The sequence below is a fragment of the Amycolatopsis sp. NPDC054798 genome (assembly GCF_053611505.1).
Genome location: NZ_JBSHAM010000017.1, coordinates 53,389 through 71,207 on the forward strand (window position 1 = coordinate 53,389; position 17,819 = coordinate 71,207).

Annotated in this window: 10 protein-coding genes; 3 read left to right on the plus strand and 7 right to left on the minus strand. The window is 68.4% G+C overall.

All coding sequences use genetic code 11. The features are described from left to right. The first annotated feature begins 20 nt into the window (after positions 1-20). A complete protein-coding gene (locus ACWGIC_RS13495) occupies positions 21-1,514 on the plus strand; it encodes a hypothetical protein (protein WP_452076195.1) in 1,494 nt (497 codons plus the stop codon). A 33-nt stretch (positions 1,515-1,547) separates the two neighbouring features. Here the strand turns inward: ACWGIC_RS13495 and ACWGIC_RS13500 are convergent, their stop codons facing one another. Continuing rightward, a complete protein-coding gene (locus tag ACWGIC_RS13500; protein WP_452076196.1) occupies positions 1,548-2,717 on the minus strand; it encodes a restriction endonuclease in 1,170 nt (389 codons plus the stop codon). Positions 2,718-3,304: 587 nt separating this feature from the next. Beyond that, complete coding sequence (locus ACWGIC_RS13505) at positions 3,305-5,491, minus strand: ATP-binding protein (protein WP_452076197.1); 2,187 nt, start codon at positions 5,489-5,491, stop codon at positions 3,305-3,307. 569 nt (positions 5,492-6,060) lie between these two features. Between ACWGIC_RS13505 and ACWGIC_RS13510 the strand changes: the two genes are divergently transcribed. Both ACWGIC_RS13510 and ACWGIC_RS13515 read left to right on the plus strand, forming a co-directional pair. After that, a complete protein-coding gene (locus ACWGIC_RS13510; RefSeq protein ID WP_452076198.1) occupies positions 6,061-6,372 on the plus strand; it encodes a hypothetical protein in 312 nt (103 codons plus the stop codon). 1,897 nt (positions 6,373-8,269) lie between these two features. Further along, positions 8,270-9,568, plus strand: a complete 1,299-nt coding sequence (locus tag ACWGIC_RS13515) for a cysteine desulfurase (RefSeq protein WP_452076199.1) — start codon at positions 8,270-8,272, stop codon at positions 9,566-9,568. Here ACWGIC_RS13515 and ACWGIC_RS13520 read toward each other — a convergent pair. The 5 genes from ACWGIC_RS13520 to ACWGIC_RS13540 are packed head-to-tail and all read right to left on the minus strand — an operon-like array spanning position 9,549 to position 17,819. Continuing rightward, positions 9,549-11,120, minus strand: coding sequence for an amino acid adenylation domain-containing protein (locus ACWGIC_RS13520; RefSeq protein WP_452076200.1), 1,572 nt, complete (start codon positions 11,118-11,120; stop codon positions 9,549-9,551). The two genes, ACWGIC_RS13515 and ACWGIC_RS13520, sit on opposite strands and share 20 nt — an antisense overlap. A 40-nt stretch (positions 11,121-11,160) precedes the next feature. After that, the gene (locus ACWGIC_RS13525; RefSeq protein WP_452076201.1) at positions 11,161-14,106 is read right to left on the minus strand and encodes an AMP-binding protein; all 2,946 of its coding nucleotides are present in this window, start codon (positions 14,104-14,106) and stop codon (positions 11,161-11,163) included. A gap of 4 nt (positions 14,107-14,110) precedes the next feature. After that, positions 14,111-15,382, minus strand: a complete 1,272-nt coding sequence (locus ACWGIC_RS13530) for an MFS transporter (RefSeq protein ID WP_452076202.1) — start codon at positions 15,380-15,382, stop codon at positions 14,111-14,113. 2 nt (positions 15,383-15,384) lie between these two features. Further along, complete coding sequence (locus ACWGIC_RS13535; protein WP_452076203.1) at positions 15,385-16,464, minus strand: thioesterase domain-containing protein; 1,080 nt, start codon at positions 16,462-16,464, stop codon at positions 15,385-15,387. 59 nt (positions 16,465-16,523) lie between these two features. Next, a complete protein-coding gene (locus ACWGIC_RS13540; protein WP_452076204.1) occupies positions 16,524-17,819 on the minus strand; it encodes a SufS family cysteine desulfurase in 1,296 nt (431 codons plus the stop codon).

The window sequence follows — 17,819 nt, forward strand, 5'->3', positions numbered from 1 at the left end:
GGACGACCGGAGGGGCGGGCATGGTTCGTCGCACGACCTCGGTTGATCCTGCGAATGGGCCGCTGGCGGAGTTCGCTGCTGAGCTGCGCGCCCTGCGCGCAACGTTGGGACGGGATGCGCCGACGGTCGACCAGATCAGCGCTGCTGAGAAGATTCCGCGTTCGACGTTGTACGCGGCGTTGAAGGGAACCCGGTTGCCGAGCCGGGAGACAGTCGCCGCGTTCGCGCACGCCTGGGGCGGCGACGAAGCGGAGTGGGTGGCCAAGCAGGTCGCGCTCGAGCACCAGACGGCTGAGCGCGCGACGCGGCGGTATTCCCAGTCGTTGCGGGACGGCAGCACTTGGTTGACGGTGCAGCCGGTCCGCACGGTCCTGGTGGTCGTCGGCTCGGTTGCGTCCGTGGTTCGGGCGCTGGATGTGGTCGAGCTGTTCGGGTCTGACTTGCGGACACAGGTCGTGACCACGGTGGAGGGAGGGTTCGCGTTTTTCCGCCAGACGTCCAGTGTCTTGGCGGAGCTGGGAATGGTGGAGATTCCGTGGGCTGAAGCGCGGCGGCGATCGTTCGATTTGGTGCTGGCCATGCACTACAGCGCGGAGGCAGCTCAGGTATCCGGGCCGTTGGCGGTCATCCTGCCGCCGTCGGCTGACAAGTCCCTCATCGCGACAATGGCGGAGAATCCCAGTGTGGCGCAGTCTTCGGTCACGCGACTCCGACAGCCGGCCGTGGGCAACCAGCTCCGGCCTCACGCGTTTCGCCGACCGGATTTCGTGGGGGCAGCCGACGACACCGGCCGCCAGCGCATCACGGAACGGCTGCCTGGCCTGGCCGATCACGTAGCGACCGTGGGCGATCCGTATTTCGACCGCATGATGGCGAGCTGGCCCGAGCGTTCCGCGTATCGCCAGGTTCTCGGCGTTGACGCGAATCAGCGGCTGATCGTCGCGTGTTCCACGTGGGGAATGAGATCGCTGTTCGCGCGGGACCCGCAGTTGGTCAACCAGTTGCTCGCCGAACTGCCGCGCGAGAAGTATCGGGTGGCGTTGATCCTGCACTCGACTGTGTGGACAGGCCACGGGGCATGGCAGGTCACGTCATGGCTACGGGACGCGATTGCTGACGGCCTGCTGCTGGTTCCACCGCTTCAGGGCGAGCGAGCGACTCTCGTCGCCGCGGACTGCGTGCTCGGCGATCACGGGGCGATGACTTATTACGCAGCAGCCCTGGGACACCCCGTTCTCACGCTCGGCAACCACGCAACGGACTTGGCCCCAGCGTTCGACACCACAGGGGCGCTGGACCCGGCGGGGGATCTGTCCGAGCAGTTGGAGTCCGCGATCGTCCGAGCCGCGCAAACCGGAGGTGATTCGACGCCGCGACTCGATGACCCAACGACGGCATCCTACAGTGGCGCGTTGCGCGAAAAGCTCTACCAGCTGCTCAAACTTGAGCCACCGGTACGGGACCCACAGCTACGTCCGGTCGAAAAACCGCGCTACGCCAACGATTCCTCATAACTACCGAGCGCGGTGGGTGCCGGGATCAGTAGGTCAGCGGAGGCCGTGGCCTGCTGCCAGGTGGGGCTTCTGGGCGAGGAGCGTTTCCAGCCTGCTGTCGGGCCAGAGGTCGACGTGGGGTGCGGCACCGCTGTTGTTGTGTTTCTCGGCCAAGCTCACGGCGTCTGCGGTGAAGCGGCCGGTGGTCGCGATGATGAGGCCGCGGATCAGCGGCGGTTCCCACAGCTTCACGATGGCCAGAGTCTCGGATACCTCGGCGGGTCCGACGGACCGTGCGAGCCAGTGTTTGGCTTGGACGATGACTCGCTCATTGCGTACTCCGCCGGCGCTGTCGCGAAGTTTGCGGTCCAGAGAGAGGTCTCGACCGCGGTCGGCGGCTCGGGTCTTCATGAGCCATTGCACGTTCTCGTGTTCGGGAAAGCTGCGGAGCAGGTCGTAGAGGAGGCGTTCGAAACCGTCGTCGTCGAGGCGTTCCCAGGGCAGAGCTGTGGTGGCGGCTCCCGTGAGGCGACCGCCGGCGGCATGGCCGAGATCGATGTCAGGGACGGTGAGCGGGTCGCTGTCTGCGAGTGCACCCGCTTCGACGTCAGGACGGATGCTGGGCCAGTCGAACTCGGCGATGTCGTGCCAGTCGTGTCCCTGCCCGAAGTGCAGGTGGCGGTGGAGGTCACTCCAGCGACCCCGGCGCTGAGCCGTGTCGCCGAGCAGCCGCTCGATCTCATCAACAGCGGCGGTGACGTTATCGACCTCGGGACCTGCGAGCGGTGTCATGGAGTCGCGCGCCACGCCAGCGATGATGCGAGGCAGCGAGGTATCGATGACCGTCGTGAGTTGGGCGAGCCGTTCACGGGCAGCACGGCGGCGGGCGCGGTTGAGCAGATACCGGTACTCGGCGAGGTCCTTGGCCGGCTTCTCCCCGGCCTCGTCCGCACGGATCGGGGGTTCACTGATCTCGAAATAGTCGATGTACGCCTGCCCGAGTTCGTCGATGTCGGGCAGCTCGTCGGTGATGGTCCAGCCGTCGATCTGCGGCAGGCCGGCCAGCAGGTCTGACCACGCGCGCCGAAGGTCGTCGTACTCGGGATCCGAGCCCCGTGCGGGCGAGGTGGGCACGAACGGCTGGGCACGCCGCCATACGTCCTCAAGCTTGGTGAGATTGGCCGCGGTCCGGTCCATGGCGTTCAGCAGATCCTCAAGCTCCACGCCGTCAGTCTTGCAGATCGAGGGCACGCATCCGAGCTAGGACCGCTGCAGGCGCCCTCGCGTATGGGCCTACCGGAGCGTTGGCGACGAGCGCCGCGAACACACGGTCACTTTCGCCGATGGCGACCTCGTGTGGCGGCATCGCGGAGGCGTCGAACTCGGCGATGATCTTTTCTGCCTGCCTTCGCTCCCATATTTGTGCTCGCTGGTCGAACTCGCGGAGATGGCGCTCCACGAGTTCGTCGCGTTTGCGGTTTCGCTCGGTCTCGGCCGAGACGGCCTTTGCTGGTTAGCAAGCTGTTTGCGTTGCAACGCCAGTTGCCGTAACGCGGCGGCGGCTGCCCCAGAGCCGCCGAGCGCGGCAACCCAAGTCTGCACGTCGTTCCAGCGGAAAGTCATCACGACATCGTAGAGTCGCAAGTCGCTTGCTGGGGAGGACATCGTTCATGGGCTCTATCGGACGTAGATGCTTCTCGGGTCCATTTTCTCCCGGCGAAAGAAGTCTCCGAATGCCCAGCGTGGAGTGTGGTTGTGCTGGGCGGGCTGTTGCCAAGGATATTTCAGGGCCGCCGTTGAAGCCTTGCGCCCTAGGCGAAGTCATTTCGATCGGCACGAGCGTCGCGTTCATCAGAGCTTGACGAGTCGAGAAGCTCGAGCTGCCTGCGGATCTGGGCTGCCAGGTGGGGATCGAGATCCGCTAGGACGATGTGGGCTTCGCGCCACGTTTCCTGTGCTCTGTCCGGCAAGTTGACGTCGTGGAAGATCGTCCCGAGATCGTTCAGAACCTCTGCGTTAGCGCGGTCCGTGTGATGGTTTCGGAGGAGAGCGGCGGCCTGATTAAGGTGGCTTATTGCGTCGTCGCTGTGCCCTCGCTGATGGTAGGCTTTCGCCAGAAAACGCAGGCCGATGGCCTTTAGTTCTATCGCGCCAATGGAGCTGACAATATCCAATCCTTGTTTGAAGCAAGTGATAGCTTGGTCGAGTTGCCCCATTCCATGACGGGCACGCCCGAGTTCGATCAGCATGAGTCCTTCGTTGCGCTGGTGGCTTATGGCCCGGTATCTGGTCAGAGCTTGCTTGCTGTGGTCCGCCGCTTCTGTGAAGCGGCCAAGGTCGTTGAAGGTTCTGGCGAGTGCGCCTAGAGCGGCACCTTCTCCGAATTTGTCGCCGATCAGTGCTGCAATCTGCAACGCTTGCTGATGGCAGGTGATGGCCTCGTCGAATCGACGGGCGCCGTTGAGTGCTTCACCGAGGTGGCCGTAGGCCCATCGTTCACCGAGCTTGTCGCCTAGGTGCTGGGCGGCGGCGAGTCCGAGCTGGTGCATCTCGATCCGATCTGCGTCAGGACGTTCTTCATATCCGTCGACAGCGTTAGGCAGTTGCCAACCGACAATGTGCTGTCCTACAACGGGTGCGTGGCGGATCAGGGCCATCAGGTTGGCGAACTCGGCGGCGAACCAGCTGCGGGCGTGGTCACGTTCGGTGAATCCCAACGATCTGCAATTCGGCGTGCGCGGGGTGACCGGAATTTCCGGGTGCTGCGGGTAATAGGTGAACAGTGCGGCGTGCGCGGTATGGAGGTACCACTCGAACAACTGTTGCGTCGCGGCGTCTCGGGAGTCGCCCGGCTCGTCGGCCGCGGCGCGCTCGGCCGCGTAGACCCGCAGGAGGTCGTGGAACTGGTAACGATCCCGTTCGGTCTCGGTGAGCAGGTGCGCTGCGGTCAGGGTGTCGAGCCGCCTCCGTGTCTCGGTACCGCTGGTTCCGGCGAGCGCGGCTGCGGCGTCGAGGCCGATGCTGGGTCCGGGCTGTAGGCCCAGCAGGCGGAACATGCGTGCTGTGTCGGCAGGAAGCTCGCGGTAGGACCAGGAAAATACGGTGCGCACGGCAGTATCCTCATCGTCGGAAGAGAGGACGTCCAGACGGTGACGTTCGAGGGCCAGGTCGTCTACGAGGTCGGCAACAGTGCGGTGCGGGCGGTCTACGACATGTTCCGCGGCAATCCGCAGGGCTAGGGGCAGATAGGCGCAGCGGCGGGCGAGTTCAGCGGTTGCCTGTGTTTCACGTCGGGCTCGGCTGGGCCCGATGACCTGCTCCAGCAGGACATTCGCTTCGGTTGGGGCGAGCAGATCGAGGTTGATGCGGTGCGCGCCGTCGCGGGCGGCAAGCCCGGACAAGCGGCTGCGGCTGGTCACGAGCACGAGACAGCCTGGCTCGTTCGGCAGCAGCGGCCGGATCTGGTCGGACGCCGCGGCGTTGTCCAGCAGCACGAGCATCCGGCGGCCTGCCAGCAGTGATTTGAACAAACCTTCTTTGGCGTCGGCGCTTCGGGGAATCCGTTCTGGTGGTGTGCCCAGCGCACGCAGGAATGAGTCGAGCACGTGTACGGCGGTCAGCGGCGGGCCGGAGTCGTAGCCGCGGAGGTTGACATACAGCTGTCCGTCGGGAAATCGGCCCTGTACGCGGTGCGCCCAGTGCACCGCCAGCGAGGTCTTGCCGATCCCCGGTGCGCCGGCGATCGCGGAGATCACGACCGTCGAGGAACCTTGCGAGGAATCTTTGTCGAGCAAGGCGTCGAGCGTGCTCAGTTCTGCGTCGCGGCCAGTGAAATGGGTGACTTGCCGTGGCAGTTGCCGGGGCGGTGGAGGGCTGTCCGGCCGGGCGGCGCCATGAAGATGAACGCAGCCGGAGACCTGGCCGACTTGGACGACCTGGCCCGCGTCACCCTTCGCTGTATTCGCGACGTTTCCTGGCCTGTTCTCCCCTGCGTCCACGACGTATCTCCCCCAATGTTTCGAGGTAGCGCTGAGCTGTGCTTCTGAACCGTCGAGTATCGAAGATACGGCTGTTGGGGCGGCTTCTGGTACCTCGACTCGGCTGGATACCTGTGGCCAGTTGAATGCTGGAGCCGGCCCGAAGTTCATGATCGTGTAGGCAGGACGGTCAGATGCTGAGCAGGAGGCGACGGTGTAGGAGGTCGAACCCAGTCGGTCTCAGGCTCCACTCATTGTTTGTAGAGCCAGCTGCAGAGCTGAGAAGTGGCCGCGGCCCTTGAATCCAGGGTCGACGTTGTGTTGTGCACTGCGACAGCATCGGGCTAGCAAAGCGACACCACCGCTCTGGTCCGGCAAGTCGAAGCGAGCTATACGGGGCTGCGGAGCGATTGCGCCGAAAGATTGGCGGTCTGGTCGGGTCCAGAAGTTATATCGCCGTCGCAATAGCGCTGAGTGACTGCGCGAGCCGGTGAATGGGTGACGGCCGGCGGAGACTGCGAAATACGGGTGCTTGGGGTTAAGCGCGGCGGCGGTTGTCGCGATGATAGGGGTGCAGGAAGTTGCGGGGGATGCGCCACTTGGTCCCTGAGCGGCACGGCCATCCGGCGGAGGAGGCGGCGTTCCTGGCCTTGGGCAGCGGAGCGGCGGCCTGGCTGACCTATGCTGCGGCCAGCGGCGCCCGCCGGATCCGCCCGAAGATGGCCGAAGCCGTCACCCTGACCAAGCTGCACCCGGCCGCGGAAGTCGACCAGGCGCTCGGGATCGCCGCGATCGCTGGAGAGCTCGAGTATTCGACGATTGTGGCGTTACGTCGAGCCGATCAGGCGCACGATGAACGACCGGCTTGCTGCTGGCGGTCTGCCGGATCGAGAGATCATTGACATCTACGATTCGCTCCTCATCGCACGTCGGCGGAACTGCACGCGAGCGCGAGAAAGGGCGCTGCTGATCGCGGATGCCGCCGGCCTTCTTACATCGGAGCGGGACGAGTTCTTGGACGCGGTCGAGTTGCGTGCCGCGGTGGGTGGCTCATGCCGTCTCCGCGGCGAAGCCGTACCCACGAGGCCTGGGACGCTGGACATCAGCGTGGAGATTGATCCGCTCGACGTGAATGTGGCGGCGCAACGGGCCAAGACGGCCAGGTTGGCCAGACTTGTGCTGAGGGATGGGATGGTGCGCCGTACTGCGCGATCTCTTTAGAAGTTGCTGGACGGCTCGACGCAGTCGTCGGTGGGCATGTCGCAATGCTGGCAACGGCCGGCCGACGGCGAACGTGCCTCGTCGGCGGCAATCGCCCCGGGGGCCGAGGTTGTAGTAGCAGCTGGATTGCACGTGACCTCCACATTCACCGCGCGAGTGCGTTGACAAGAGGATGGCGAACGGACCAGCCGCAACTCGACAGAACATTCGGGGGATACTGCGCGCGGACCGACCGGGCGGCTGGTGCCGACGATCGTGGTCGGGGCATCGGGTTGCGCAAACTTCGCCGATGGCCCCGCGATCAACAACTCCGCCGCAAACGGCGAACCCAGCCTCGCAGCGCCGCCGGCGATCGGCGTGGGGCTGCACAACGCCACCGAATGGATCGGTATCGTCGCGCCACTGCTGCGTGGCGGGCTGCACCAGTTCCCTGCTCGGCGCGCTCGCGGGCGCCGTCACCTACGGCACCGGTCACCTCATCCGCGCGTCGGCAGGATGTCGCTGGTGCTGAACTGGATTGCCGGCTCCGCGCCGATGTTCGGACGCCGCGGACGTCCGCGGCCGAGTTTGGGCTGGCGACCGAGAAGCGGATCAGATACGCCACGACGACGAACTTCGCGAGGTGGCAGCAGGGCGCTAGGCAAGCTGACAAGGTTAGCTGCTGTTCTGGGACCGGTCCCCATGCTGCTGGCTACGGCCGAGGACGCGGCACCAGTGGGTGAACCTCGACGGAACCACGGCCTGCCGATCAACCACCGCCGCACGAGAGGGGAGACGTGATACGTCGTAGTGTACTAATCGGCGCGGCCTTGCTCGGGTAGGTGAGGCGCGAACTATGCGGCGCTATGTCGGAGTGTTCGAAGAGGATTTCATCTTTTGGCGTCCAAGGGGTTCCTTGCTCGAAGGCGGGTCATGCCCTCGAAGGGATAACGCCGTCCACCTGCGGATGTCGAATGGTTGCAATTTGGCGAACGATTCGATAACGTAAATTCGAACGCGGCTCCGCTTGGGTGTCCTGTGAGTCAGAACGTCGGAATGAGCATGCATTCCTGCGATGCCCGCGCGGAGCGGCATCGCAGGGCCGGTGGAATCGTGCCACTGTCCGGGGGTGTCCACGGTCTCGAACACGCATTGCGCTGCTGGTGCTGCAAGCATGCCGACGCGTTCCGGCAGCCCGCGTCACGATCCAGGTCAGTCTCAGGGCCAGTCGTCGCTGCCCGAAGTCGGTGAGGCAGGTGCGCTCGCTGTCGCTGTGCGTATTGCCGAAATGTCCGTTCATGCGGAGCGGTTCGCGACGGTGAATACAGCCCGGTGGCGGGCGGGGAAAGATCGTGACACCTCGTGGCAGTGCCGCTCCGGCGGTCGGCTCGTGGACTTTGTCCCTCCGTGGAGAATGCGGAAAAAACCGGTTCCGCGAAGTGGTTCTGTCCTGCTCGAGTCAGCTAACTTGAACCCGTTGTAAATTCACCATGCGCGCGTCAAAAAGCGACTCACCTGCACGTTACGCCGATTGGCCGCACCTGTGCGGATTTGCCCCCCGCTGGTGACTTGGACACGGCCTGGTCCTATTCTTCTAGAATGGCCGAAGACACAGATCAGGCGGAGATGGGCGCGATGAGCGGCGGATCGATCCACACGCCCCTGGACATCGCCGCGGTGCGCGCCGATTTCCCGATTCTGGACCGGCGGATGGCCGGGGACCAGCCGCTGATCTATCTCGACTCGGCGAACAGTTCCCAGAAACCCCGTCAGGTGATCGAGGCGATGGCGCGCCATTACGAATTGCACAACGCCAACGTCGCCAGGTCGGTGCACCAGCTGGGAACGGAGTCCACCGAGGCGTTCGAGGCGGCCCGGGACCGGATCGCGGCGTTCATCGGCGCGCCGGACCGCGACGAGGTCGTGTTCACCTCGAACTCGTCGGCGGCGTTGAACCTCGCCGCCAATGTCCTGGTCTGGGCCGAGCCTCCGCTGGGCCTGCGACCCGGCGGCGAGGTGGTCATCACCGAGATGGAGCACCACTCCAACATCGTGCCCTGGCAATTGGCGTGCGAGCGGTCCGGCGCGACGCTGCGCTGGTTCGGGGTGACCGACGAGGGCAGGCTCGACCTGTCGAACATCGACGAGCTGATCACCGAACGGACCACCGTGGTGTCGCTGGTGTGGGTGTCCAATGTGCTGGGCACGGTCAACCCGGTCGCGGAGATCGCCCGCAAGGCGCACGAGGTCGGAGCCTTGGTGGTAGTGGACGCTTCGCAAGCGGTGCCCCAATTCCCGGTGGACATGGCCGCTCTTGGCGCGGACCTCGTCGCGTTCACCGGGCACAAGATGTGCGGCCCCACCGGAATCGGCGTGTTGTGGGGGCGCAAAGACCTGCTGGCGCAACTGCCCCCGTTCCTCGGCGGCGGCGAGATGATCGAAACCGTGCGGATGCATGGCTCGACCTACGCCGCGCCGCCGCATCGCTTCGAGGCCGGCACCCCGCCGATCGCCCAGGCCATCGGACTCGGCGTCGCGGCGGACTACCTTTCCGGGCTGGGCATGGACCGCATCGCCGCGCACGAGCGGGCGATCACCGCCTACGCGCTCGACCGGCTCGCCGACGTTTCCGGGCTTCGCGTCCTCGGCCCGACCGATCCGGTGGACCGCAGCGGCGCGCTCAGCTTCACCCTCGAGGGTGTGCACCCGCACGACGTCAGCCAGGTGCTCGATTCGCTGGGCATCGCGGTCCGCGCCGGACATCACTGCGCGAAGCCCGTGCACGACCGGTTCGGCGTCGCCTCCTCGACCCGGGCGTCGTTCTACCTCTACACCACCCGAGAGGAGATCGACGCGCTCGCCGACGGGCTGGAGAAGGTCAAGAAGTTCTTCCGCTGACCCGGCGGGGCGCGGCCAGCCCGGTCAGCGCGGCACGGTCGAGTTTGCCGGAACCGGTCAGCGGCAACGTGTCCACCACCTGGTAGCGGTCGGGCACCATGTACCGCGGCAGGCGCCCGGCCGCGTACTCGCGCAGCGCTCCGGCCGGCTTGTCCGGGGCGTCGCCGGCCAGTACGACGCAGGCCACCAGGAACTGCGCTCCGGCCGGAGTGGTGATCACTGTGACCGCCGCCTCGCGCACCAGATCGTGTCCGCGCAGCACGGCTTCCACCTCGCCCAGTTCGATCCGGAATCCGCGCAGCTTCACTTGCAGGTCGTCCCGGCCGAGGTATTCCATCGATTCGTCCGGCAGGACGCGAACCAGGTCGCCGGTCCGGTAATACCGCACGCCGTCCACGTGCACGAACCGCTCGGCGGTCAGCTCTGGGCGGTCGAGGTAGCCTTCCGCGACTCCGTCTCCCGCGATCCACAGCTCGCCGGTCCGGCCGTTGGGCACCGTGCCGTGCTCGTCGCGTACGACCGCGCTGAGGTGGGGGAGCATGCGGCCGATCGGGGACCGCACCGGGCCGGCCAGATCGGCCTCGGTGAGCAGTTTGTGCGTGGCGTACACCGTGGTTTCGGTCGGCCCGTACATGTTCACCACCCGCGGCGGCGTGCCGGGCCAGCCGTCCAGGAACCGCGCGATCACGTCCAGTTCGACGCTCTCCCCGGCGAACACCAGATAGCGCAGGGCCAGCGGTGGCCGCTCCGCCGCGGCGTGTGCGAGCGCCACCGACCGGAACACCGACGGCACCTGGCCGAGCACGGTGACGCGCCGCGCCGCCAATTCCGTGACCAGTTCCGCTGGATTCCGGGCCACCTGCTGGGGCACGACGACGGCGGTGGCTCCGGTCGCCAGGCAAGCCCACAGTTCCCACACCGACACGTCGAAGCTGAACGAAGCGAAGAGCGCCCATCGGTCCGAAGTGGACACTTCGAACAAGGGCAGCGCGGCCCGCAACAGGGCCAATACCTGGCGGTGTCCGACCACGCAGCCTTTCGGCCGGCCGGTGGACCCCGAGGTGTAGATGACATACGCGGGGTCGGCGCCGTCCGGGGTGTCGGCGGACACCGCACCGGCACTGTCCCCGTCGGCGGCAGGTGCCACCACGCGCACTCCGTCGAGCCCGCATCCGGTGGCCTGGTAGGGGTTTCCGACCACGGTGGCAAGGCCCGCATCCGCCACCAGGTACCGCAGGCGTTCGGCCGGGTAGGCAGGGTCCAGCGGCACATAGGCCGCCCCGGCCTTGAGCACGCCGATCACCCCGACCGGCAAATCCGCGCACCGTTCCAGCAGCAGCCCGACCCGGTCGCCGCGCCGTACCCCGGCCGCGCGCAGCCGCTCGGCCAGCCGGTCGGAGGCGGCGTCCAGTTGGCGATAGGTCAACTCGCGATCCTGATCGAGCACGGCCGGACGGTCCGGGCACTGAGCGGCTACCAGCCGGAACAACTCGGGCAAGGAGCGTGCGGCGGCCAGCGAGGTGCTGATGGCCTGGGACGCGGTACTGGTCAAGGGTGGCCCCCAAGGTCGAGGTGGTGGCGTCGCGTGCTCATCAGGCGTGCTCCGGGTACGCGGTCAGCAGATCGGTGAAGCGGGCGGACACCGCGGCCGCGGTCTCGGCGGCGACCCGGTCGGGACGGTGGTGCACCACGACCCGCAGTCTGCCGCCCGCTGCGGGCCACACCTCGGTGAGCATTTCGCTGGGCAGGCCCAGATAAGGCTGGCGCAGGAAGCGGGCCGACGCACCGGGCAGGTCGAGCACGGGGACGGCGTTGTCCTGAAGCGCGAATAGGTTCTGCACCAGCGCGGGCCTCGTCGAGCGCGGCGGATTCACCAGTCGCACCAGGTCGCCGAAACTGATGTCCTGGGCGGCGAACGCGGCGGTGACGAGCGGCCCGAGCACGGCCGGGTCGCCGGTGAGTGCTGCATCCCGCAGCCGCACGCACACCGTGTCCACGTGGCAACCGACAGCGTTTCGCAATTCCGGATCTGCGCGCTGCGCTACTGGCACGCCGATGCCGAAGTCGCGTTGGCCGGTGATCTCGGCGAGAGCGCGGGCATAGCGGCTGAACAGGACAGTGAAGCGGGTGACCCCGGTGCGGGTGGCCACCGCGTCCAGCGTCTGCACGGCGAGGGCTGGCACGGCCGTCGTGTGCCGGGCGGGGGCGGCACCGGCTCGCGCGTCAGGGGCGTCTGGGTACCGCAGCGGCGGCAGGCCGGTGAATTCGGTTCGCAGATGATCGCGTTGTGCGGCGAGGTCGGCGTGCGCGAGGCGGTTCTGCCGGGCGGTCCAGGCGCGGGCCAAGCCGGGTACGCGTGGTGCGGTTTCGCTCCGGTATCCGGCCGTGAGGTCGGCGGCCAGCACGGATTCGGACCAGCCGTCGAAGGCGATGTGGTGCACGACGTACCCGAACAGGCACCTGCCGTCGCCGAGCCGGACCAGGGCGGTCCGCCATATCTGGCCGCCCGTCAGGTCCAGCGGTGCCGACAACTCCGCGCGCAGGGCGGCGACGGCGGCGTCGAGATCGCCTGCCGACAGCATGACCGGCGACGGCGGCGGCGAATCCAGCGGGCGTGCCACCGGGGTGCGTCCGGCGAGATAGGCGGCGCGCAGCGGTTCGTGCCGGAGGTGGACGTGGCCGATGGCGCGTTCCAGCGCGGACGGGTCGAGGCGGCCGTCCACCAGCCAGACGGCAAGGCAGTGGCCGGCACGCTCGTCGGGCCGCAGCAGTTGCGTGGTCAGGAAAGTGGCCTGCATCGGGCTCAGCGGCACGTCCCCGTCCGGCGCGTCGGTTGCCACGTCACCGGCGACGCCCACGGCCAGCCAGCCGGCCAGCCCGCGGGCGGTGGGGTGCGCGATCAGCCGGGACACCGGCACCGGGCGGCCCAGGTCGGCCGCCAGCCGGGCGCACACCCGGCCCGCGTCCAGCGAGGTGCCGCCGAGCGCGGCGAACGGCACGTCGGAGGGCGCGGCGGGGACGTCGAGCACGTCGGCGAACACGGCCGCGACCCGGCGGACGAGGGGGTCGGCGTCCCGGTTCGACAGCCCGACGGGCACCGATTTGTCCACAGTGGACAGCAGGGCGGTTTCGTTGAGCTTTCCGTTGGGCGTCAACGGGAATACATCCACCGCGGTGACCTGGTCCGGCACATGGTGCCCGACCAGTTCGCCGCGCAGTCGCGCCATCGCGTCCGACGGTACGTCGCCGGTGCAGAACGCCAGCAGCCCGGTCGCCGCGCCTGCCGGGTCACGGCGCGCCAATACCACGCAGCGCGGCACCCCGAGCAGCCGTTCCACCTGGCGTTCCACCTCGGCCGGTTCGACCCGGTGGCCCCGGACCTTCAGCTGACGGTCGGCGCGGCCGTGGTAATGCAGCAACCCGTCGGCATCGCGGGACACCAGATCGCCGGTCCGGTACACCCGCCCGACGCCGGGCAGTTCGGGGAAGGCGTGCGCGGAAAGTTCCGGGTCGCCCAGGTAGCGCAGGGCCAGGCCGTCGCCGGACAGGTGCAGCTCGCCCGGTTCGTCCACCCCGCAGGGCTGGCCGCCGGAAAGCACATGCAGTCCGGTGCCGGGCACGGCGCGGCCGATCGGGATGCCGAGCGGCCGGTCGCAGTCGGCCGGGATGATGCGGTGGGTCGTGGCGAACACGGTGCTCTCCACCGGGCCGTAGCCGTTGACCAGCGCGATGTCCGGGTGAGCTGCCAGGAAACGGCTGACGTGCGGCACGGAAAGCCGTTCCCCGCCGACCAGGACTTGACGCAGCCCGGCGAACGCGCGGGAATCCTCGTCCACCAGCATCGCGAACAGGCTCGCGGTCAGCCACACGGTGTTCACCCCGTGGCGGGCGACGCCGTCCCGCAGCGCCTGCGCCGACAGGTACGGCTCGGTCACCACCACCGATGTGCCGCCGCCCAGCAGCGGGGCCCACAGCTCCAGCGCGAACGCGTCCCACGGCGTGGGGGCCGCTTGCGGCATCACGGTTTCCGCGCCAAACCCGGCGACCGGACTGGTTCCGAACAGACGCAGCAGCGCACGGTGTGGGGTGAGCACGCCCTTGGGGCGGCCGGTGGTGCCGGAGGTGAAGAACACGCACGCGGGGTCGTTGCCGGACACCGGCACCGGGTCCGGCGTCGCGCCGGGGGCGGGCAGCGCGGTGTCCGCGGCCAACAACAGCGGCGGGTCCAGGTCCTCGAGCACCTGCCGCACCCGGGCCGTCGGCCACACCGGGTCCAGCAGGGCGTAGGCCGCGCCCAGCCGCAGCACCGCGAGCACCGTCACCACCAGTTCCCGACCGCGCGGCAACTGGACGGGCACGCGGTGACCGGGCCGCACACCTGCCGCGGCGAGCTGCGCGGCGCGGGGCTCGGCGGCGGCGACCAGCTCGGCGTAACCGAGCGCACCACCGGGATAGACCAGGGCGACGCGGTCCGGCGTGCGGGCGGCGTGCTCGCGCACCACCTCGTGCAGGCCGACCGCGGCGATCGTGCCGGTCATCGGCTCAGCTCTCGTCGGGCGTCGTGTGCCGGGCTGCGCTGCGCGCCAGCGGCGGCACCGCGAACCCGGCCGCCAGCAGCACCCCGCCCAGCACCAGCCAGCCCGCCCAGCCCAGTCCCACCGCGAGCGCGGTCACCAGCGCCGGCCCCACGGTCTGCTGGAAGCCCCGGCCGAGCGCGAACACGCCCTGGTACTCGCCCTGCCGGCCCGGCGGCGGCAGGTGCAGCACCAGGCCGGTGGCACCGGCCGCCTGGCTGTTCTCGCCAAGCACCAGGACCAGCGTGCCCACCACCAGCAGCGGCACCGCCACCGCGGCGGAAAGGCCTTGGGACAGCGCGAACAGCACGCAACAGCCAGCCAGGAACCACCCGGACCGCCGCAGCATCCGAGCCGCGCCCGGGATGGTCTCCGAGCCCTTGCTCATCGCCACCTGCAACGCGAACACCGCGACCGTGTCCAGTACCAGCAGGACGGAGTTCACCCCGGCCGGTGCGCCGGTGCGGCCGACGATCCACAGCGGCAACGCCACCACCAGGATCGGCTGGTACAGCTCCAGCGTGCCGCACAGCAGGGCGATGGCCACGAACCGCACGTTCCGCAGTCCGCTCCGGCTCCGCGCCCCCGGTTCGTGCCGCACCCGCACGTGCGGAGGCGTCCGCAACCGGGCAGTGACCAGTGCGCACACCAGCTGGAGCACAGCGGTGCCGAGGATAACCACGACGAACGCCAGCCGGGTGCCGACCGCGAGCGCGACGCCGGCGAGCACCGCGCCCAGCGAGAAGCTGACGTTGAACAGGCCGCGCATCTGCGCGCCGACCCGCACCCGCTCCTGCTGACCGAGCGAGGCGCGAGCCATCGCCAGCCGCAACGGGTTGCAGGAGGTCTCACACACCGAGATCAGGCTCGCCACCACCACGAACTCGGCGAAGTTCCGCACGAAGCAGTAGGCGGCGAACAGGAGGCCCAACAGCAGGTACACCGCGAACAGCGGGCGGCGCGGACCGATCCGGTCGGCGAGCCTGCCGATCGGCACGGTGAACAGCAGTCCGATCAGACCAGCCACCGACAGTCCGATGCCCACCTGGCCGGCGGTGAGACCGATGGTGCGCACGAAGAAGATCGCACTGGAGGTGAGGAACAGGCCGATCCCCAGCGCCTGCACCGTCGCCAGCACGGCGAACCGGCGCGGCAGGCCGGGGGCGGGCACCATCTCGGCCACCCATGAGCGGACCCGGCCGCGCCCGGCGGCGCCCTGGTCGGTGGTGGAGGTATCCATGGTCAGGCGGGAACCTCGGCCAGTTTCTTGCGCAGCACGTCGGTGACGGCCGGGTCGCGCAGCAGCGACAGGGTGTCGGCCGACTCGAACGTGTGCACCTCGGTGCCGGCGGCCACAGCGCCCCAGTCGGCGTCCGGGTTCCCGGCGTTCTCGGTCAGCTGGAACACCAGCACCTCGCCGCCGTAGGGGCGGGGTTCGTAGCGGTCCAGCGCGAAGTTGACCGCCGCCCACACGGCCTGCCGCCAGTGCAGGTCCTCGGCGGCGACGCCCTCGTCGATCTTGGCGGTGGCCAGCATGGCGGCCAGCACCCGGGCCGGGTCCGTGGTCAGGTCCGGGATGTCGAACTGGCTGCGCAGCGAGGCGAGCCGGAAGTCGTAAAGCTCGCTGGGGCCCCACCCAGCGTCCATGTCGCTGACGCCGGGGGGCAGCACATTGAGCACGGCCAGCAGCCCCACCGAATCACCGGCCCGCTCGAGTTGGCGGGCCACCTCATATGCGATCCGCCCGCCCGCGCACGGCCCCACCAGCAGGTAGGGGCCGTGCGGCTGCACCCGGCGGATCTCCTCGAGGTACCGGATCGCCATCTCGACGACGGACAGCGGCGGTCGCTCCCGGTTCCACAGGCCCACCGATTCGAGGCCATAGACCGGGCGTTCGCCCCGGAACCGGTCCACTACCTCGGCCACGAACCGCACGTTTCCCGCTCCCCAGTGGAAGACGAACACCGGCGTGCCGGTGCCCTCGGCGAGGGTGACGAGCGGGGAGTGCGGACGGGCACGCATCGGGCTGAGCCCGGCGGACCACACCGTGGCGAAGTCCGGGGCGTCGCCCGCACGCGGCCGGACGCCGGATTCTCCGTCGGGCAAAAGGGCCTCCGCGATGGAGGCCGGCGTCTTGTGCTCGAACACGTGGTCCGGGACGAGCGTGATCCCCTGCTGCTTGGCCTCGGCCACCACATTCACGATCAGCAGCGAATACCCGCCCAGTTCGAAGAAGTCGTCGTCGGGACCGGCCTCGACGGCGAGCAGGTCCGAGTAGATGGCGCACAGCGCGGCCGCCACTTGTTTCCTATCCAGCGCCATCAGTCGTTCTCCTCGCCCCGGAACCCTTGCCTTGTCTTGCTTTCGCCGCCGCGCGGCGCCTACGCCGTGCCGAAGAACTTCTGTGCCGCCCGAACCCCGTCCACCAGCGCGCGCACTTCGTCGGCCTCGTTGTAGAGGTAGAACGTGGCCCGGACGCTGGCCTGGACGCCCAGCCTGCGGTGCAGCGGCACCGCGCAATGATGGCCGACCCGCACCGCGACACCGCGGTTGTCCAGCACCTGGCCCACGTCGTGCGGGTGGATGCCCTCCACGACGAACGACACCGCACCGCCGCGGTTGTCCACCTCGGTGGGGCCCAGCACGCGCACGCCGGGCAGCTCGCCCAGTCCGTCCAGGGCGAGTTGGGTGAGTTCCTGCTCGTGCTCCGCGACCTCGGTCATGCCGGCCGCGCTGAGATAGTCCACCGCCGCGGCCAGTCCGATCACCTGCGACACCATCGGCACGCCGGCCTCGAACCGCTGCGGCGGGGCCACATAGGTGGAGCGGTCCATTTCCACGGTCTTGATCATCGACCCGCCGGTGAGGAACGGCGGCAATTCCTCCAGCAGCTCCCGCCGGCCGTAGACCGCGCCGACGCCGGTGGGGCCGAGCATCTTGTGACCGGTGAACACCGCGAAGTCCACGCCCAGCGCGGGCACATCGACCGCGCCGACGCCAGCCACCCCGTGCGGCACCGACTGGCAGCAGTCCAACACGGTCAGCGCGCCCGCCGCACGGGCCTTCGCGGCGATGACCGTGACGGGATTGACTGTGCCCAGCACGTTGGAGCGGTGGGTGAACGCGACCACCTTGGTCCGCTCGGTGACGAGCTCGTCGATATCGGACAGGTCGAGCCTGCCTTCGTCGGTGAACCCGAACCACCGCAGGCTCGCCCCGGTGCGCCGGCAGAGTTCCTGCCACGGCACGAGGTTCGCGTGGTGCTCCATCTCGGTGACCACGATTTCGTCGCCGGGGCCGAGCCGGAATCGCGTCGCCTCCTGACCGACGTGCAGCGCGTTGTTCATGGCGTAGGCGATGAGGTTCACGCCTTCGGTGGCGTTCTTGGTGAACACCACCTCGCCGTGATCCGCGCCGACGAACGCGGCCACCCGCAAGCGCGCGTCCTCGTAGACCGCGGTGGCCTCCTCGGAGAGGTGGTGCGCGCCCCGGTGCACCGCCGCGTTGTGCTGCTCCAGGAAGCTCCGCTCGGCCTCCAAAACCTGGACCGGCTTCTGCGAGGTGGCCCCGGAGTCCAGGTACACCAGCTTCTTGTTGTCGCGCACGGTGCGCTTGAGGATCGGGAAGTCGGCGCGCAGCGCTGCGACGTCGAGCCGACCGGTCTTGGTGCTGTCCAC